Raw genomic sequence first — 18,686 nt, forward strand, 5'->3', positions numbered from 1 at the left:
ACCGTCGTGGTTCTCGCCGTCGCGACGGAAAGAACTCACAACCCCCCCACTTCCTCCCCCCCACCCGCCACTGCCGTCCCCACCTGCCACTGAGGTGGCCCTCATCGGCGGCTGGTCTTCCTGCCTGCCACTGAGGTGGCCCTCATCGGCGGCTGGTCTTCCTGCCTGCCACTGAGGTGGCCCTCATCGGCGGCTGGTCTTCCTGCCTGCCACTGAGCTGGCCCTCTCCGGCGGCTGCCCTTCCCGCCTGCCACTGAGCTGCCGCTCACCGGCGACTGTCCTCCCCGCCCGCCACTGGGCTGGCCCTCACCGGCCACTGCCCTCACCCGCGGCCTCTCTCCGCCCGCGGCCTCCCTCCGTCGGCGCCTTGTCCCGGCGGTCGCCCTTTCCGCCGGTGGGCGGGGTCAGTGGCGGTTCAGCAGGGAGAGGGTTCTGCGGGCTGTCGCCACCACGGCTGCGTCGATGAAGCTGCCGTCGGGGAGGGCTTGGGCGCCCTGCTGGGCGGTGGCTGCCTTGATGACTGTTTCCGCCTGTTCCACTTCGGCCTCCGTGGGGAGGTAGGCCCGTTCGATGATCGGGAGCTGCCGGGGGTGGATCGCGGCGCGGCCCAGGAAGCCCAGGGCGCGCCCGTGGGCGCAGGACGCGGCGAGGCCGTTGAGGTCACGGGTGTCGGGGTGGACCGACTGGGGCGGCGGGGCGAGGCCCGCCGCCCGCGCGGCGACCACGATCCGGGAACGGCACCAGTCGAGGCCGATGTCGTCCCGTACGCCCAGGTCGGCCCGTAGGTCCGACTCGCCCAGGGAGATGCCCCGCAGGGCGGGGTGGGCGACGGCGATGGCATAGGCGTGTTCGATGCCGAGGGCCGATTCGAGCAGGGCGTAGAGGGGGAGGGCGGCGGTGCGGGCCGCGAGGCGGCGGACGTCCTCGGGGCTCGTGACCTTCGGGAGGCGTACCCCGACGAGGCCGGGGAGGGCCTGGAGGGCCTGGATGTCGGCCCCTGCCCAGGGGGTGTCCAGGGCGTTGATCCGGACGTGGACCGGGACCGGCTGGGGATGGGCGAGGAGCTCGGCGGTGGCGGCGCGGGCGTAGTCCTTGCGGTCGGGGGCGACCGCGTCCTCCAGGTCGATCACCACCACGTCGGTTCCGGAGCCCAGCGCCTTGGCGACGACGTGCGGCCGGTCGCCGGGGACGTACAGCCAGGTCAGGGGGAACGCCGCGGTGGTCATACGGCGCCCTCCGCACGCAGGGCCCGTACCTGGGCCGGGGTCAGGCCCAGCTCGGCCAGGACCTCCTCCGTGTCGGCGCCGTGCGGGCGGCCGGTCCAGCGGATCGCGCCGGGGGTGGCCGAGAGCCGGAAGAGCACGTTCTGCATGCGCAGGGGGCCCAGGTCGGGGTCGGGGACGGTCGTGATCGTGTTCAGCGCCTGGTACTGGGGGTCCTCCATGACGTCCCGCACGTCCTGGATCGGCGCCACCGCCGCCTCCGCCTTCTCGAACTCGGCCAGCACCTCGGCGCGGGAGCGGGTGGCGACCCAGTCGCCGACGGCCGCGTCCAGGACATCGGCGTGCGCGGCCCGGCCGGCTCCGGTCGCGAACCACGGCTCGTCGATCAGGTCCGGGCGCCCGACCAGGCCCATCACGCGTTCGGCGATCGACTGGGCCGAGGTGGACACCGCGACCCAGCTGCCGTCCGCCGTGCGGTAGGTGTTGCGCGGGGCGTTGTTGGCGGACCGGTTGCCGGTGCGTGCCTGGACGTAGCCGAGCTGGTCGTACCAGATGGGCTGGGGGCCGAGGACGGCCAGGATCGGCTCGATGATCGCCATGTCGACGACCTGGCCCTCGCCGGTGCGGTCCCGCGCCGCGAGCGCGGTCATCACGGCGTACGCGGTGGTCAGCGCCGCGATGGAGTCGGCGAGCCCGAACGGCGGCAGCGTCGGCGGGGCGTCCGGTTCGCCGGTGATCGCAGCGAAGCCGCTCATCGCCTCGGCGAGGGTGCCGAAGCCGGGGCGGCGGGCGTAGGGGCCGAACTGACCGAAGGCGGTGACCCTGGCCAGGACCAGGCGCGGGTTGGCGGCGGACAGCTCCTCCCAGCCGAGGTCCCACTTCTCCAGGGTGCCGGGGCGGAAGTTCTCGATGATCACGTCGGCGGTGGCGGCCAGCCGGAGGAGGGTGGCGCGGCCGCCGGGCTTTGACAGGTCGAGGGTGAGGGTGCGCTTGTTGCGCCCGAGCAGCTTCCACCACAGTCCTACGCCCTGCTTGGCGGGGCCGTGCCCCCGGGAAGGGTCGGGCTTGGCGGGGTGCTCGACCTTGACGACCTCGGCGCCGAAGTCACCGAGCATGGTGGCGGCGAGGGGACCGGCGAAGAGGGTGGCCAGATCGAGGACGCGCAGACCGGTGAGGGGCGCGGGCGCCGGTGTCGTGGACGTCGTCGGGGTCGTCGGGGTCGTCGGCGTCGTGGGTGCCTCGGGTGCCGTACTCATGCGGTGTACTGGGTTTCGATCTCCGGGCGGTACGGCATCGACTCCGTCGCCCCTTCCCGCTGGACGGAGATCGCCGCCGCGGCCGCCGCCCAGGACAGGGCCTCGCGGATCGGTTTCTCCTCGGCCAGGGCCACCGCGAGGGCGCCGACGAAGGTGTCGCCCGCGCCGGTCGAGTCGACGGTGGTCACATGGGGCGCGGGGATGACGAGCGGGGCGGCGTCGCGGGTGAGGTAGAGGCTGCCGGCCGCACCGAGGGTGACGATGACCTGCGGCACCTGGTCGAGGAGCGCGGCCGCCGCGTCGCGCGGGTCGGTGCGGTCGGTGAGGGTGGCCGCTTCCCGTTCGTTCGCCACCAGCAGGTCGATGTTGTCGAGGAGTTCGGACGGCAGCGGGCGGGCGGGGGACGGGGTGAGGACCGTCCGGATGCCGTGGCGGCGTGCGGCCTGCGCGCCGGCCACGACCGCGGCGAGCGGGATCTCCAGCTGGAGCAGGAGCATGTCGGCGGAGGCGATGACGCCCTCGTCGCCGGGGGAGAGATGGTCGACGGTGCCGTTGGCGCCGGGGATCACGACGATCGCGTTGCCGCCCTCGTCGTCCACGACGATGTGCGCGGTGCCGGACGGGCCCTCGATCGTGCGCAGCGAGTCCGTATCCACGCCGGAGTGTTCGAGGGTCTCGCGCAGCCGGACGCCGTAGGCGTCGTGGCCGACCGCGCCGATCATCGAGACGGTGGCGCCGGCGCGGGCCGCGGCGATCGCCTGGTTGGCGCCCTTGCCGCCGGGGATCGTGCGGAACGCGCGTCCCGTCACGGTCTCGCCGAGCTGCGGCGCCTTCTCGGCGTACGCGACGAGGTCCATGTTCATGCTGCCGAGTACGGCGATGTGGGTCATGAGCGGGTCGCCTCCAGGTGGGTGAGGTGGGCGAGGGTGTCGAAGCCGGTGCCGTCGAAGCCGCCGACGGAGGTGGCGAGCCGGTTCTTGAGCGGGACCGTCCAGCGGTCGGGGAGCGCGTCGGGGTCACGGGCGAGCAGCCCGGCGACGGATCCCGCCGTCGCGCCGTTCGAGTCGGTGTCCCAGCCGCCGCTCACCGCGCGGCAGACGGAGCCGGTGAAGTCGCCGTCGGCGTGGGTGAGGGCGGCGACGGTCAGGGCGGTGTTGGGAATGGCGTGCACCCAGTGGTGGGTGGGGGAGTAGGCGGCGTGGAGTGCGTCGACGACGGTGTCGAAGTCGGCGTGCTGCTGCGCGAGCCGGATCGCGTGGTCGACGGCGCGGGCGAGGCGGGAGTGGGGCGGGATCACGGACCGGCCGGTGCGCAGGCAGGCGTGGACGTCGTGGCTGCCGGTGGCTGCGGTGGCGATGACGGCCGCGGTGAACATCGCCGCGTAGACGCCGTTGGCCGTGTGGGTGAGGGTGGCGTCGCGGTGGGCCTGTTCGGCGGCCGCGGCCGGGTCGCCGGGGTTGGTCCAGCCGTGCGCGTCGGCGCGGATGAGGGCGCCGATCCACTCGCGGAAGGGGTTGCGGTGGCGGGCGGTGTGCGGGGGTTCGACGCCGGTGAGGAGGTTGCGGTAGGCGACGCGCTCGGCGGTGAAGGTGCGGCCGGCGGGGAGCTCGTCGAGCCAGAGGGCGGCGACGTCGGCGGTGGTGAAGTTCCTGGTGTGGCGTTGGAGCAGGAGGAGGTTGAGGAGGGGGTAGTTGAGGTCGTCGTCCTCGGGCATGCCGTCGATGTTCTCGGCGAGGGAGGTGGGGGCCGAGCGGCGGTTCCAGGGGTGGGCGGAGAGGAGTTCGGCGGGGACGCCGTGGGCCGTGAAGTAGTGGTTCAGGGGCCAGTTGCCGGTGGCGCGGGCGAGTTCGCGGATGGCGTGCAGGGGAAGCTTCTCGACGGGTTTCCCGAGCAGACAGCCGACGGCTCGGCCGAGCCAGGCGGCGTGGTAGGCGCGGGCGGGCGGGGGCTGGGGGCGGGGACGCTCACCGGCGCCGGCCCGGCGCCGCCCGTGCCCACCCGTGCCGCCCCCGCGGCCCGGCCGCCCGCGGCTGGATGAGAGTGGCGGCTGGGCAGCGCCTCGGCAGGGGCGCGGGGAACTGCGTGGCCGGCCTCCGCGCACCCGCAGTCGCACGACGGTCCGCACCGTGCTCCCCGTGGCGCTGACGGCCATTCGGGACACAGCGCCCTGATCGCGGCCAGATCCGTCGGCTCGTTCAACCGACTCGGCAGGTCGGCGAGTTCGTCGAGGAGATCCTCCGCCAGCTGGCGCACATACCGGGACGCCCGGTCCGGCGACGCGCCTGCCCGGTCCGGCGCCTCCGCGCCCCCCGCCGCCCGCCAGCGCGCGGCGATCGCCGACGGCTCCCGCCCGTCCTGCCGGGCCTGGCACAGCTCGTGGCCCAGCAGGTCCTCCGGCTGGACCCAGGTCAGTCGGAGCAACTCGGACCTCCGAGGCGGGCGAAGGACTCCTCGTGGGTGCGGCGGCGTTCGACGTCGCGGGCGAAGACCTCCCGGGCCACTCCGGCCAGGACCCGGGGTGGTTCCCAGAGGTCGAGGCGGCTGGCCTCGGCGACCCGCTTCGACCAGTCCTCCGGGACCGGCGAGCCCAGCGCCCCGGTGATCGCGCCCGCCATCGTCGCGATGGAGTCGCAGTCCCGGCCGTAGTTGACGGAACCGAGGACCGCGTGCCGGTAGTCGCCGCCGGCCACCAGCAACATGCCCAGCGCGACCGGGAGTTCCTCGATGGCGTGCAGGCGGGAGGGGCGGCGGGCGCCGAGGGAGGGGGACCGGTAGTCGGGGCCCACCGTGTCGTAGGGGGCGATCGCCTCGCGGAGCGGAACCAGCGCCGACTCGAAGTCGGAGTGGTGTGCCGCCGTTTCACAGACGCGTTCGATCGCCTCTCGGGTGCCGTCCTTCGCCACGGACAGGCAGGCGCCGACCACGGAGTCCGGTGTCGCGCCCGGCGCGGTCGCCGCCGCCACCGCCGCCGCGAAGACGCCCGCCGCCTCCCTGCCGTACGACGACTGGTGGGCGCCCGCGACGTCCAGGGCCTCGGCGTAGGCCGCCTGCGGGTGCGCCGCGTTGACCAGGCCGACGGGGGCCATGTACATCGTCGCACCGCAGTTGACGATGTTGCCGACGCCGGCCTCGCGGGGGTCGACGTGGCCGTAGTGGAGGCGGGCCGCGAGCCATTTCTCCGCGAGGAAGATCCGGTGCAGGGGGATGGTCTCCGTCTCCAGTTCCGGGATCCAGCGGGGGTTGGTCATCAGGTCGGGGACCAGGTGGTCGGCGATCGCGTACGCGTCGAGGTGGTCGCGGACGCGGTCGTACACCCGTACCAGCGCGTGGGTCATCAAGGTGTCGTCGGTGACGTGCCCGTCGCCCTTGTGGTACGGCGCGATGGGGCGGGCGGTGCGCCAGGCGTCGCCGTTCCAGGGGCCGACGATGCCGTGGACGCGGCCGCCGTGGCGTTCGAGGATCTGGTCGGGGGAGTAGCCCTCGACCGGGCCGCCGAGGGCGTCGCCGACGGCGGCCCCGACCAGCGCTCCGGTGATCCGGTCGTCGAGCGAAGCTCCGGCGCTTTGTTCTTCTTTGGGCGTCATGCACCGAATCATCCACCTGGACGGGCCGGTTGTGTGGCTTCCAGGAGTTCGGCGAGTTCCACGAGGTCCGTGCCGGTGAGGCGGGGGAGGGCACAGCCGGAGAGGGTGCGGCAGGCGTCCCGCCAGGACGGCGGAACCGTGTCACCGCCGCCGAGGGCGCCGGTGAGCGCACCGGCCAGGGCGGGGGCGGAGTCGGCGACCCGGGAGAGGCAGGCGGCGGCGGGCACGGCCTCGGCGATCCGGCCGCGCGCGGCGGTGGCGAGGGCGAGGGCGACCGGGACGGTTTCCGCGGCGGCGATGCCGTAGCTGTAGACGTGGTCGACGATTTGGTGTTCGAGGAAGGGGACCAGGGCGAACGCGGAGTCCGCGGTGCCGGCGAGGGTGAGGGCGTGCCGGGCGTTGCGGCCGATCTCGGTGACCTCGGGGAGTTCGGCGAGGGCCGCGGCCACGCAGGTCTCCACCTCGGCGCCGACGAGGGCGAGAGCGAGGGCGGCGGCCATGGCGCGGGCGCCGTGCACCCCGTCGCCGTCCTGGGTGTAGCGGGCGTCGAACTCGGCGAGGTCGGCGGCGCGTTGCGGGTCGCCGGGATGGGCGACGGCGAGGGCGCAGGCGCGGACACAGGCTGCGTCGTCGAAGTAGTGCGGGTTGTCGTGGCCGGTGGCGGGCGGGCGCAGGCCGGCGGCGAGGTTGCCGAGGCCGGCGCGGACGGAGATGCGGGCGCGCAGGGGGAGTACGGCCGACTCGATCTCCGGGGCGCGTTCGGCCGCGGCGGCGACCTCGGAGGCGACGGCGGTCCAGGTGAGGTCGATGGCGGCGCGGGTACGGAGCTCACGGCTGAGGTCGCCGAGGAGGGTGTCGTCACCGGCGCGCAGGACGGCCTCGGCGGCGAAGGCCGCCCACTCGGCGTCGTCGGAGGGGCCGAGGCGGAGGGGCTCGGGAGGCTGGTTGAGGGCGATGGGGACGGGGAGGGTGGTGGTCGCGTTCTGCTCGGCGAAGGTGTCGAGTTCCCGGGTGAGGCGGCGGGTCCACTCGGGCATGCGGGACGCGCGGTGCCGCGCGGAAGGCCAGCCGGCGGCGTCGCCTGCGGCGAGGCCGAGGAGGAGCCCCTCGATACGACGCCGGTTCACCGGAGCCCCTCGCCGCAGCCGGCCCCCAGGGGGCTCCGCCCTCTGGAGCCCCGGGCGCGCGCCCGTCCACCACCGGACTCGGTCGGCAGAGGGCCGGGTGCCGGGGGGTGTGGTTCGGTCGGGAGGAAGGCGGGTGCCGGGGGGTGTGGTTCGGTCGGGAGGAAGGTGGGTGCCGGGGGGTGTGGTTCGGTCGGGAGAAGGGTGGGTGCCGGGGGGTGTGGTTCGGTCGGGAGAAGGGTGGGTGCCGGGGGGTGTGGTTCGGTCGGGAGGAAGGCGGGTGCCGGGGGGTCTGGTTCGGTCGGCAGAAAGGCTGCCTCGGTGGGGCGGGGCTCCGTGGGGATGAGGTCGGCCGGATCGGGATGCGGTCCGGTCGGCAGGAAGGCTGACCTGGTAGGGGGTGGCTCGGTCTGGTCCGGCGCCGCCGGCACCAGCAGTTCCGCCACCTCCAGTACGTGGTGGCCCGCCATCGACGGCAGGCAGCTCCCCCGTACCGGGCCGATCGCCGCCCCCCACTCCGGTGGGATCGCCGCCTCTCCCCGCGTCGCTCCGGCCAGCGCCCCGGCGACCGCGGCCGTGGTGTCCGCGTCGCGCCCCATGTTGACGGCCGTCAGCACCGCGTCGCGGAAGTCGCCGTCCGCCGCGGCGTACGCGCCGAAGGCGAGGGCCACCGCCTCCGGGGCCAGGTCGGTCCACGGGTAGCCGCCGATGACCACCGCGGAGCGGACCGCCCGTTCGCCGCCGTGGGCCACCGAGACGGCCCGGCGCAGGGAGCGGGCCGTCCAGGAGTCGTCCGGGATCACCGCGAGCGCGGCCGCGACCACCGCCGTCGGCGGGGCCCCCGCCATCGCCGCCGCGACCCCCGCCGCCACCGCCTGGCCGCCGTAGATGCCCTCGCCCTCGTGGCTCACCGAGCCGTCGACGGCGACGAGCCGGGCCGCCTCGGCGGGGCGGCCCGCCGCGAAGACGCCGAAGGGTGCCGCCCGCATGGCGAGGCCGTCGCTCCAGGCGTGCCGGTGCTGGGCGGAGATGGGGGCGGCGAGGCCGCGGCGGAGGTTCTCCAGGGTGCCGCGCTCGCTGAAGCCGGCGCCCTTGAAGGGGCCCTCGGCGCGGTCGGCGATCCACTCGTGCCAGGCCGCCTCGACGTGGGCCGGGGTGAGTGCCGAGCCGTGCCGGGCCAGGAGGAGGCCGGAGAAGATCGCGTACTCGGTGTCGTCCGTACCGGCGGGACGGTCGGTCACGTAGCCCGTGATGCGGCCCCAGCGGGCGCGGATCTCGGAGGGCTTCATGTTCTCCGCCGGTGCCCCGAGCGCGTCTCCCACGGCCAGGCCCAGGAGCGCGCCCCGCGCCCGGTCGTGCAGCTCCCGGGCGCGCTCGTCGGGGGCGGGGACCGGCGGGGTGCAGACGATCGATGACATGGGCGGGCCTCTCCGGGAGGGGCTTCGCGCCGGGGCGCGAGCCGTTTGCGGATGTGTCCCACCAACGGCGGTTGACCGCAGCCTGTAGGGCCTCTACATCACCCGGTCGACATCTGTGCAGCCTCTCGCCCGTGTGAGCGGCAAGAGGTAAACCCACAGGTTAGCCGAGCCTTTCCTTGCTGGCGGCGGGGGAATGCGGGGGCGTAACGTCGGTGTTGTCGAAAGATAGAACTTGTCCAAACTTAGCTTTGCCTCAGCTTATGCGGGGCATGCGGCGAGACCCCTGGGGGACCCTTGATGGCCGTCATCGAGACGCAGGCGACTCTGCACGAAGCCCACCGCGACAACCACACCCACCGGGATGTGAACGGGGGCTGGCTGCGGCCCGCCGTCTTCGGTGCCATGGACGGGCTCGTCTCCAACCTCGCCCTGATGACCGGCGTGGCCGGCGGGGCCGTCGGCCACCAGACCATCGTGATCACCGGGCTGGCGGGGCTGGCCGCCGGGGCCTTCTCGATGGCCGCCGGCGAGTACACCTCCGTCGCCTCGCAGCGCGAGCTCGTCGAGGCCGAGCTGGACGTGGAGCGCAGAGAGCTGCGCAGGCACCCGCAGGACGAGGAGGCCGAGCTGGCCGCGCTGTACGAGGCGCGGGGCGTCGAGCCCGGGCTGGCCCGTGAGGTCGCCCGGCAGCTGTCCGCCGACCCGGAGCAGGCGCTGGAGATACACGCCAGGGAAGAGCTCGGCATCGACCCCGGCGACCTGCCCTCGCCGCTGGTCGCCGCCGTCTCCTCCTTCGGGTCGTTCGCGCTGGGCGCGCTGCTGCCCGTGCTGCCGTTCCTGCTCGGCGCGACCGCGCTCTGGCCCGCCCTGCTGCTGGCCCTCGCCGGGCTGTTCGGCTGCGGTGCCGTGGTGGCCAAGGTGACCGCGCGGAGCTGGTGGTTCAGCGGTCTGCGGCAGCTCGCGCTGGGGGGTGCGGCGGCCGGTGTGACGTACGCCCTGGGCACCCTGTTCGGGACGGCCGTAGGATAGGAGAACTGGTAGCTATGCGTTGGGCCGCATAAGTACCCGTTACTCGCTGGTTTCGAATGCTTAACCGCTGGGCATGAGCCGTAAGCGCCGCAGGCAATGACGCCTGCCATGCACCTGTGGGGTGGTGCGACGCTCACCCCCGCTCCGCGGACCGATGGACACGGATCTGTCCGGATCGGTCCCCCACCACCTTGACCGCTTCGGGCGGTACCTCGCCGTAAACCCCTGCGGCGTCCGCATGTTGGAACGGTGTATCCAGTTCCCGAGAACCACTCCATCATGTAACCTGCGTGAAATTTCGCAACAATAACGCAGAGGGCCAGCGTCGTCCCTCGGCACCTGCTATACGCCACTGACGACGACGGGAGAGCCGATGCGTACGCCGCGCCAGCCGTCCCAGCACTCCACGAACAACCGAAACTGGTCGTTCATGGATGCTCGCCCTGCTGCGCAGGGTATGTACGACCCCCGCAACGAGCGCGACGCCTGCGGCGTCGGCTTCGTGGCCACCCTCACCGGCGAGGCGAGCCATGCGCTGGTCGAGCAGGCGCTCACGGTTCTGCGCAACCTGGAGCACCGCGGCGCGACCGGCTCCGAGCCCGACTCCGGCGACGGCGCGGGCCTGCTCTCCCAGGTGCCCGACGCCTTCTTCCGCGCGGTGGCCGGATTCGAGCTGCCGGCGGCCGGTTCGTATGCCGCCGGCATCGCCTTCCTCCCGGAGGACGGCACCCAGGACGCCATCTCGCAGATCGAGACGATCGCAGACGAGGAGGGCCTCACCGTCCTCGGCTGGCGCGAGGTTCCGGTCGCCCCGCAGCTGCTCGGCGCCACCGCCCGCTCCACCATGCCGGTCTTCCGGCAGATCTTCGTGACCGACGGCGCCAGCGAGGGCATCGCGCTGGACCGCAGGGCGTTCGTGCTGCGCAAGCGCGCCGAGCGCGAGGCGGGCGTCTACTTCCCCTCGCTGTCCGCGCGGACCATCGTCTACAAGGGCATGCTGACCACCGGCCAGCTGGAGCCCTTCTTCCCGGACCTGTCCGACCGCCGCTTCGCGTCCGCGATCGCGCTCGTGCACTCCCGGTTCTCCACCAACACCTTCCCGTCGTGGCCGCTCGCCCACCCCTACCGGTTCGTCGCCCACAACGGTGAGATCAACACCGTCAAGGGCAACCGCAACTGGATGCGGGCCCGCGAGTCGCAGCTGGTCTCCGACCTGTTCGGGCCGCCGGAGAAGCTGGACCGGGTCTTCCCGATCTGTACGCCCGACGCCTCCGACTCGGCCACCTTCGACGAGGTGCTGGAGCTCCTGCACCTGGGCGGGCGTTCGCTGCCGCACTCCGTGCTGATGATGATCCCGGAGGCGTGGGAGAACCACGACTCCATGGACCCGGCCCGCCGCGCCTTCTACGGCTACCACTCCACGATGATGGAGCCCTGGGACGGCCCCGCCTGCGTCACCTTCACCGACGGCTCCCAGGTCGGCGCCGTTCTCGACCGCAACGGTCTGCGCCCGGGCCGCTACTGGGTCACCGACGACGGCCTGGTCGTCCTCGGCTCCGAGGTCGGCGTCCTCGACATCGACCCCGCCAAGGTCGTCCGCAAGGGCCGGCTGCAGCCCGGCCGGATGTTCCTCGTCGACACCGTCGAGCACCGCATCATCGAGGACGACGAGATCAAGGCGGGCCTCGCCGCCGCGCAGCCGTACGCGGAGTGGCTGGAGGCCGGCGAGATCGAGCTGTGCGACCTGCCCGAGCGCGAGCACATCGTCCACACCCACGCCTCGGTCACCCGCCGCCAGCAGACCTTCGGCTACACCGAGGAAGAGCTCCGCGTCATCCTCGCGCCGATGGCCAAGGCCGGCGCCGAGCCGATCGGCTCCATGGGCACCGACTCGCCCATCGCCGCGCTGAGCGAGCGCCCGCGCCTGCTCTTCGACTACTTCACCCAGCTCTTCGCGCAGGTCACCAACCCGCCGCTGGACGCGATCCGGGAGGAGCTGGTGACGAGCCTGCGCTCGTCCCTCGGCCCCTCGGGCAACCTGCTCGACCCGACCGCCGCGTCCTGCCGCTCGGTCGTGCTGCCCTTCCCGGTGATCGACAACGACGAGCTGGCCAAGCTCATCCACATCAACGCCGACGGCGACATGCCCGGCTTCAAGGCCGCGACCCTGTCCGGCCTGTACCGGGTCTCCGGCGGCGGCGACTCGCTCGCCGCGCGCATCGAGGAGATCTGCGCCGAGGCCGACGCGGCCATCGAGAACGGCGCCCGGCTGATCGTCCTGTCGGACCGGCACTCGGACGCCGAGCACGCGCCGATCCCGTCTCTGCTGCTCACCTCGGCCGTCCACCACCACCTCATCCGCACCAAGCAGCGCACCCACGTGGGCCTGCTCGTCGAGGCCGGTGACGTCCGCGAGGTCCACCACGTCGCCCTCCTGATCGGCTTCGGCGCCGCGGCCGTCAACCCGTACCTGGCCATGGAGTCCGTCGAGGACCTGACCCGCGCGGGCACCTTCCTGCCGGGCATGGAGGCCGAGCAGGCCATCCGCAACCTGATCTACGCCCTCGGCAAGGGCGTCCTGAAGGTCATGTCCAAGATGGGCATCTCCACGGTCGCCTCCTACCGCGGCGCCCAGGTCTTCGAGGCCGTCGGTCTCGAAGAGGGCTTCGTCGAGAAGTACTTCAGCGGCACCGCCTCCAAGATCGGCGGCGTCGGCATCGACGTCATCGCCAAGGAGGTCGCCGCCCGCCACGCCAAGGCCTACCCGGCCTCCGGCATCGCGCCGGCCCACCGCGCCCTGGACATAGGGGGCGAGTACCAGTGGCGCCGCGAGGGCGAGCCGCACCTGTTCGACCCGGAGACGGTCTTCCGCCTCCAGCACTCGACCCGCGCGAACCGCTACGACATCTTCAAGAAGTACACGGACCGCGTGAACGAGCAGTCCGAGCGGCTGATGACGCTCCGCGGCCTGTTCGGCTTCAAGAGCGACCGTCCGTCGATCTCCGTCGACGAGGTCGAGCCGGTCTCCGAGATCGTCAAGCGCTTCTCCACCGGCGCCATGTCCTACGGCTCCATCTCGCGCGAGGCCCACGAGACCCTCGCCATCGCGATGAACCAGCTGGGCGGCAAGTCCAACACCGGTGAGGGCGGCGAGGACCCGGACCGCCTGTACGACCCGGCGCGGCGCAGCGCCATCAAGCAGGTCGCCTCCGGCCGCTTCGGCGTCACCTCCGAGTACCTGGTCAACGCCGACGACATCCAGATCAAGATGGCCCAGGGCGCCAAGCCCGGCGAGGGCGGTCAGCTGCCCGGCCACAAGGTCTACCCGTGGGTCGCCAAGACCCGGCACTCCACCCCGGGCGTCGGCCTGATCTCCCCGCCGCCGCACCACGACATCTACTCCATCGAGGACCTGGCCCAGCTGATCCACGACCTCAAGAACGCGAACCCGCAGGCGCGGATTCACGTCAAGCTGGTCTCCGAGGTCGGTGTCGGCACGGTCGCGGCCGGTGTGTCCAAGGCGCACGCGGACGTCGTGCTCATCTCCGGCCACGACGGCGGTACGGGTGCGTCCCCTCTCACGAGCCTGAAGCACGCGGGCGGCCCCTGGGAGCTCGGTCTCGCCGAGACCCAGCAGACCCTGCTGCTCAACGGCCTGCGGGACCGCATCGTCGTGCAGACCGACGGCCAGCTGAAGACCGGCCGTGACGTGGTCATCGCCGCGCTGCTCGGCGCCGAGGAGTTCGGTTTCGCAACCGCGCCGCTCGTCGTCTCCGGCTGCATCATGATGCGCGTCTGCCACCTCGACACCTGCCCGGTCGGCGTCGCCACCCAGAACCCGGTGCTGCGCGACCGCTTCTCCGGCAAGGCCGAGTACGTGGTGAACTTCTTCAGGTTCATCGCCGAGGAGGTCCGCGAGATCCTCGCCGAGCTCGGCTTCCGCTCCATCGAGGAGGCCGTCGGCCACGCCGAGGCGCTCGACGTCACCCGTGCCGTCAACCACTGGAAGGCGCAGGGCCTGGACCTGTCCCCGCTCTTCCACGTGCCCGAGCTGCCCGAGGGCGCGGCCCTGCACCGGACCGTCGCGCAGGACCACGGCCTGGAGAAGGCCCTGGACAACGAGCTGATCAAGCTGGCCTCGGACGCCCTGGCCGCGTCCAGCGCCACCGACGCCCAGCCGGTGCGCGCCCAGATCAAGGTCCGCAACATCAACCGCACGGTCGGCACCATGCTCGGCCACGAGGTGACGAAGAAGTTCGGCGGTGCGGGCCTGCCCGACGACACCATCGACATCACGTTCACCGGCTCGGCCGGCCAGTCCTTCGGCGCCTTCCTGCCGCGCGGTGTCACGCTCCGCCTGGAGGGCGACGCCAACGACTACGTCGGCAAGGGACTCTCGGGCGGCCGCGTCATCGTCCGTCCGGACCGGGCGGCCGACCACCTCGCCGAGTTCTCCACCATCGCGGGCAACACCATCGCCTACGGTGCTACCGGCGGCGAGCTGTTCCTGCGCGGCCGCACCGGCGAGCGGTTCTGCGTCCGCAACTCCGGTGCGCTGGTGGTCGCGGAGGGCGTGGGCGACCACGGCTGCGAGTACATGACCGGCGGCCACGCGGTGGTCCTCGGCGAGACGGGCCGCAACTTCGCGGCCGGCATGTCGGGCGGTGTCGCCTACGTGATCGACCTGAACCGCGACAACGTCAACGCCGGCAACGTCGACGCGATCGAGGCCCTGGACGACGCGGACGAGCGGTGGCTGCACGACGTGGTGCGCCGCCACGCCGAGGACACCGGCTCGACGGTCGCCGACAAGCTGCTCGCCGACTGGGACACGGCCGTGCAGCGGTTCAGCAAGATCATCCCCAGCACGTACAAGGCAGTGCTCGCCGCCAAGGACGCCGCCGAGCGAGCCGGTCTCTCCGAGACCGAGACCCACGAGAAGATGATGGAGGCGGCGATCAATGGCTGACCCGAAGGGCTTCCTGAACCACGGCCGTGAGGTCGCCAAGACCCGTCCCGTCACCGAGCGCGTCAAGGACTGGAACGAGGTCTACGTCCCGGGTTCGCTGCTGCCGATCATCAGCAAGCAGGCCAGCCGGTGCATGGACTGCGGCATCCCGTTCTGCCACAACGGCTGTCCGCTCGGGAACCTGATCCCCGAGTGGAACGACTTCGCCTACCGCGAGGACTGGACCGCCGCGTCCGAGCGCCTGCACGCCACGAACAACTTCCCGGAGTTCACGGGCCGCCTGTGCCCGGCCCCCTGCGAGTCGGCGTGCGTGCTCGGCATCAACCAGCCGGCCGTCACCATCAAGAACGTCGAGGTCTCCATCATCGACCAGGCGTGGGAGGCCGGGACCGTCGCCCCGCAGGCCCCCGAGCGCCTGTCCGGCAAGACCGTCGCCGTCATCGGATCGGGCCCCGCGGGCCTGGCCGCCGCCCAGCAGCTGACCCGGGCCGGCCACACCGTCGCCGTCTACGAGCGCGCCGACCGCATCGGCGGCCTGCTCCGCTACGGCATCCCCGAGTTCAAGATGGAGAAGCGGCACATCAACCGCCGTATCGAGCAGATGCGCGCGGAGGGCACCCGCTTCCGTACCGGCATCGAGATCGGCCGCGACCTCAAGGCGACCGACCTGAAGAAGCGGTACGACGCGGTCGTCATCGCCGCCGGTGCCACGACCGCCCGTGACCTCCCGGTTCCCGGCCGCGAGCTCAAGGGCGTGTACCAGGCGATGGAGTACCTCCCCCTGGCCAACAAGGTCCAGGAGGGCGACTACGTGGTCTCGCCCATCTCGGCCGAGGGCAAGCACGTGGTCGTGATCGGCGGCGGCGACACCGGCGCGGACTGCGTGGGCACCGCCCACCGCCAGGGCGCGGCCTCCGTCACCCAGCTGGAGATCATGCCCCGGCCGGGCGAGGACCGGGCGCCGCACCAGCCGTGGCCGACCTTCCCGATGCTCTACAAGGTCACCTCGGCGCACGAGGAGGGCGGTGAGCGGGTCTACTCCGTCTCCACCACCCACTTCGAGGGCGACGAGGACGGCAACGTCCAGTGGCTGCACCTCACAGAGGTGGAGTTCGTCGACGGCAAGCTGACCCCGAAGCCGGGCACCGAGCGGAAGATCCCGGCCCAGCTGGTCACCCTGGCCATGGGCTTCACCGGCACCGACCGGGTGAACGGTGTGGTCGAGCAGTTCGGTCTCGAACTCGACGAGCGCGGCAACGTCGCCCGCGACGCCGACTTCCAGACCAACGTGCCGGGCGTCTTCGTCGCCGGTGACGCCGGCCGTGGCCAGTCCCTGATCGTCTGGGCCATCGCCGAGGGCCGCTCGGCCGCCAAGGGCGTCGACCGCTTCCTCACCGGCGCCAGCGACCTCCCGGCCCCGATCCGCCCGACGGACCGCTCGCTGATGGTCTGAGCCACACCTCAACAGACGTCCCGTACAAAGGCGTACGGAACACTGACGGCGCCTGCCCCACAGTCCCCGACCGGACGATGGGCAGGCGCCGCCGCCTTTCCGCGATCAAGTAACCTCGGCCTCCTGAACCAGGGGCGAGGGGGAACAGGACATGGCCGCGATCAGTGTCAGCAAGGTGGAGCGGACCGCGCCCGCGCTGGTCGGCTCGTACAGGTCGGCCGGGGTCTCCCTCGCCAAGCACGGCCTCGACGGACTGCGGGCCGCCGTCTACCTGGTCGTCGACTACTCCGGCTCGATGAAGCCCTACTACGCGGACGGCAGTGTGCAGGCACTCGCGGACCGGGTCCTCGGCCTCTCCGCGCACCTGGACGACGACGGCGTCGTTCCCGTCGTCTTCTTCTCCACCGACATCGACGCGGTCACCGACATCAGGCTCGCCGACCACACGGGCCGGATCGAGAAGATCGCGGCCGGGCTCGGTCACATGGGCAAGACCAGCTACCACCTGGCCATGGACGCCGTGATCGACCACTACCTGGACAGCGGGTCCACGGAGCCCGCCCTGGTCGTCTTCCAGACCGACGGCGGCCCGATCAACAAGCTCGCCGCGGAACGCTACCTGTGCAAGGCGGCCAGGCTGCCGCTGTTCTGGCAGTTCGTCGGCTTCGGCGACCCGCACAGCAGACAGTTCGACTTCCTGCGCAAGCTCGACGAACTGGCGGTGCCGGGGAAGCGGGCGGTGGACAACGCGGGCTTCTTCCACGCCGGTTCGGACCCGCGGAAGGTGCCGGACGACGAGCTGTACGACCGTCTCGTCGGCGAGTTCCCGCAGTGGCTGGCGGCGGCGCGGGCGGCGGGCATCGTCGGGGCGGGCGTCGGGGCGGGCTGAGTTTACGTCGCCCCGTTGGCTGTAGCGCTCCGGCGTGCCACCCTGAGGGGTGATCCGGCGGGGAGGCGACGCGACGTATGGACGACGCGGCACGAACGGTGAACGGACAGGCACGGGTGGGAAGTTCCGCGGACCGGGCGGAGCCGCCCGGCAAGGGTGAGAAGCTCGCGGACTGGGCGGACGGCCGGCTCGGGATCTACGGCCTGGCCAAGGCGAACATGCGCAAGGTGTTCCCGGACCACTGGTCCTTCATGCTGGGCGAGATCTGCCTCTACAGCTTCCTCATCCTGATCCTCACGGGCATCTACCTCACCCTGTTCTTCGAGCCCAGCGGCGCCGAGGTCGTCTACCACGGCACCTACCAGCCGCTGAACGGCATCATCATGACCAAGGCGTACGAGTCGACGCTGCACATCAGCTTCGACGTGCGCGGCGGCCTGCTGATCCGGCAGATCCACCACTGGGCGGCGCTGGTCTTCGTGGCCGGCATGGTCGTCCACATGATGCGGGTGTTCTTCACCGGCGCCTTCCGCAAGCCGCGCGAGGTCAACTGGCTGTTCGGCTGGCTGCTGCTGTTCCTCGCCATCCTCACCGGCCTGACCGGCTACTCGCTCCCCGACGACCTGCTCTCCGGCACCGGCGTCCGGTTCGCCGACGGCGCGATCCTCTCGATCCCGATCGTCGGCTCGTACATCTCGTTCTTCCTGTTCGGCGGGGAGTTCCCGGGGCACGACATCATCTCGCGGTTCTTCCCGATCCACGTGCTGCTGCTGCCCGGGATCATGCTGGGACTGGTCGTCGCCCACCTGATCCTGGTCTTCTACCACAAGCACACCCAGTACTCGGGGCCCGGACGCGACCAGAAGAGCGTGATCGGCATGCCCTTCCTGCCGGTCTACATGGCCAAGGCGGGCGGCTTCTTCTTCCTCGTCTTCGGAGTCCTCGCGCTCATCGGCGGCATCGCCACCATCAACCCGGTGTGGGCCTTCGGCCCCTACCGCCCCGACCTGGTGACCACGGGCGCCCAGCCCGACTGGTACCTGGGCTTCTCCGAGGGCCTGATCCGCGTGATGCCCGGCTGGGAGATCAACGCCTGGGGCCACACCCTGGAACTGGGCGTCCTCATCCCCTTCTCGCTCTTCCCGCTCTTCCTCCTGGCCATCGGCGTCTACCCGTTCGTCGAGGCGTGGGTCACCGGCGACAAGCGTGAGCACCACATCCTCGACCGCCCGCGCAACGTCCCCGTCCGCACCGCCCTCGGCGTGGCCTGGCTCAGCGAGTACTTCGTGCTGCTGATCGGCGGCGGCAACGACATCGTCGCCACCCATCTGCACCTCTCCATCAACTCGATCACCTGGTTCGTCCGGATCTCCGTCTTCGTCGTCCCCGCCCTGGCCTTCGTCGTCACCAAACGCATCTGCCTGGGCCTGCAGCGCCGGGACCGCGACAAGGTCCTGCACGGCAGGGAGACCGGCCTCATCAAGCTGCTTCCGCACGGCGAGTACATCGAGGTCCACGAACCCCTCAGCCAGGACCGCCTGTTCGTCCTGACCCAGCACGAGCAGAACCCGCCGTACGAGATCGGTCCCCTGGAGGACGGGAACGGTGTACGACGCAAGGTCACGCTCGCCCAGCGGCTACGGGCGAGCATGTCGAAGGGCATGTTCGGCCCGGACACCCACATCCCGAAGCCGACGCGGGAGGAGTACCGGGAACTTTCGAACAAGGAGCACTGAAACGC

At 72.0% G+C, this 18,686-nt stretch carries 10 protein-coding genes and 2 pseudogenes; 5 read left to right on the top strand and 7 right to left on the bottom strand.

The window, feature by feature from the left end:
• Positions 1-404 precede the first annotated feature (404 nt).
• The 7 genes and pseudogenes from BLW82_RS31970 to BLW82_RS32000 form a co-directional block, all read right to left on the bottom strand.
• Complete coding sequence (locus BLW82_RS31970) at positions 405-1,226, bottom strand: HpcH/HpaI aldolase/citrate lyase family protein (RefSeq protein WP_093504298.1); 822 nt, start codon at positions 1,224-1,226, stop codon at positions 405-407.
• Positions 1,223-2,479 (bottom strand): CaiB/BaiF CoA transferase family protein, encoded by a 1,257-nt coding sequence (locus BLW82_RS31975; protein ID WP_093504299.1) that lies wholly within the window; start codon positions 2,477-2,479, stop codon positions 1,223-1,225. The genes BLW82_RS31970 and BLW82_RS31975 overlap by 4 nt, the downstream gene beginning before the upstream one ends.
• Positions 2,476-3,369 carry a ribokinase gene (gene rbsK / locus BLW82_RS31980; RefSeq protein WP_093504300.1) on the bottom strand — a complete coding sequence of 298 codons (894 nt, stop codon included), beginning with the start codon at positions 3,367-3,369 and terminating at the stop codon, positions 2,476-2,478. Before rbsK ends, BLW82_RS31975 begins: the two co-directional genes overlap by 4 nt.
• Positions 3,366-4,886 (bottom strand): annotated as a pseudogene (locus BLW82_RS31985) (ADP-ribosylglycohydrolase family protein); the annotation flags it as partial. The gene rbsK and the pseudogene BLW82_RS31985, both read right to left, overlap by 4 nt.
• Before the next feature lies 1 nt (position 4,887).
• On the bottom strand, positions 4,888-6,063 hold the full coding sequence (locus BLW82_RS31990; protein WP_093504302.1) for an ADP-ribosylglycohydrolase family protein: 1,176 nt from the start codon (positions 6,061-6,063) through the stop codon (positions 4,888-4,890).
• Positions 6,064-6,071: 8 nt separating this feature from the next.
• The gene (locus tag BLW82_RS31995; RefSeq protein WP_177233144.1) at positions 6,072-7,190 is read right to left on the bottom strand and encodes an ADP-ribosylglycohydrolase family protein; all 1,119 of its coding nucleotides are present in this window, start codon (positions 7,188-7,190) and stop codon (positions 6,072-6,074) included.
• Between the two features lie 422 nt (positions 7,191-7,612).
• Positions 7,613-8,605, bottom strand: a pseudogene (locus BLW82_RS32000) (ADP-ribosylglycohydrolase family protein); the annotation flags it as partial.
• Positions 8,606-8,902: 297 nt separating this feature from the next.
• On the opposite strand from BLW82_RS32000, the gene BLW82_RS32005 reads away from it, so the two are divergent.
• The 5 genes from BLW82_RS32005 to BLW82_RS32025 all read left to right on the top strand — a co-directional run bounded on the left by BLW82_RS32005 (position 8,903) and on the right by BLW82_RS32025 (position 18,681).
• Positions 8,903-9,634, top strand: a complete 732-nt coding sequence (locus BLW82_RS32005) for a VIT1/CCC1 transporter family protein (protein ID WP_093504306.1) — start codon at positions 8,903-8,905, stop codon at positions 9,632-9,634.
• 430 nt (positions 9,635-10,064) lie between these two features.
• Positions 10,065-14,603, top strand: coding sequence for a glutamate synthase large subunit (gene gltB / locus BLW82_RS32010; protein WP_256216026.1), 4,539 nt, complete (start codon positions 10,065-10,067; stop codon positions 14,601-14,603).
• Entirely contained in the window at positions 14,596-16,056 is a 1,461-nt protein-coding gene (locus BLW82_RS32015; RefSeq protein ID WP_093504310.1) for a glutamate synthase subunit beta, read from the top strand. The genes gltB and BLW82_RS32015 overlap by 8 nt, the downstream gene beginning before the upstream one ends.
• A gap of 151 nt (positions 16,057-16,207) precedes the next feature.
• Positions 16,208-16,945, top strand: a complete 738-nt coding sequence (locus BLW82_RS32020) for a vWA domain-containing protein (RefSeq protein ID WP_093504312.1) — start codon at positions 16,208-16,210, stop codon at positions 16,943-16,945.
• A 77-nt stretch (positions 16,946-17,022) separates the two neighbouring features.
• On the top strand, positions 17,023-18,681 hold the full coding sequence (locus BLW82_RS32025) for a cytochrome bc1 complex cytochrome b subunit (RefSeq protein ID WP_093504314.1): 1,659 nt from the start codon (positions 17,023-17,025) through the stop codon (positions 18,679-18,681).
• Positions 18,682-18,686 lie beyond the last annotated feature (5 nt).

The organism is Streptomyces sp. Ag109_O5-10 (genome assembly GCF_900105755.1).
Taxonomy (GTDB): Bacteria; Actinomycetota; Actinomycetes; order Streptomycetales; family Streptomycetaceae; genus Streptomyces.

Bases quoted from the DNA above. Each gene is read 5' to 3' on its own strand.
- BLW82_RS31970 (WP_093504298.1), bottom strand. From the start codon at position 1,226: ATGACCACCGCGGCGTTCCCCCTGACCTGGCTGTACGTCCCCGGCGAC.
- BLW82_RS31975 (WP_093504299.1), bottom strand. From the start codon at position 2,479: ATGAGTACGGCACCCGAGGCACCCACGACGCCGACGACCCCGACGACC.
- rbsK (WP_093504300.1), bottom strand. From the start codon at position 3,369: ATGACCCACATCGCCGTACTCGGCAGCATGAACATGGACCTCGTCGCG.
- BLW82_RS31990 (WP_093504302.1), bottom strand. From the start codon at position 6,063: ATGACGCCCAAAGAAGAACAAAGCGCCGGAGCTTCGCTCGACGACCGG.
- BLW82_RS32005 (WP_093504306.1), top strand. From the start codon at position 8,903: ATGGCCGTCATCGAGACGCAGGCGACTCTGCACGAAGCCCACCGCGAC.
- gltB (WP_256216026.1), top strand. From the start codon at position 10,065: ATGGATGCTCGCCCTGCTGCGCAGGGTATGTACGACCCCCGCAACGAG.
- BLW82_RS32015 (WP_093504310.1), top strand. From the start codon at position 14,596: ATGGCTGACCCGAAGGGCTTCCTGAACCACGGCCGTGAGGTCGCCAAG.
- BLW82_RS32020 (WP_093504312.1), top strand. From the start codon at position 16,208: ATGGCCGCGATCAGTGTCAGCAAGGTGGAGCGGACCGCGCCCGCGCTG.
- BLW82_RS32025 (WP_093504314.1), top strand. From the start codon at position 17,023: ATGGACGACGCGGCACGAACGGTGAACGGACAGGCACGGGTGGGAAGT.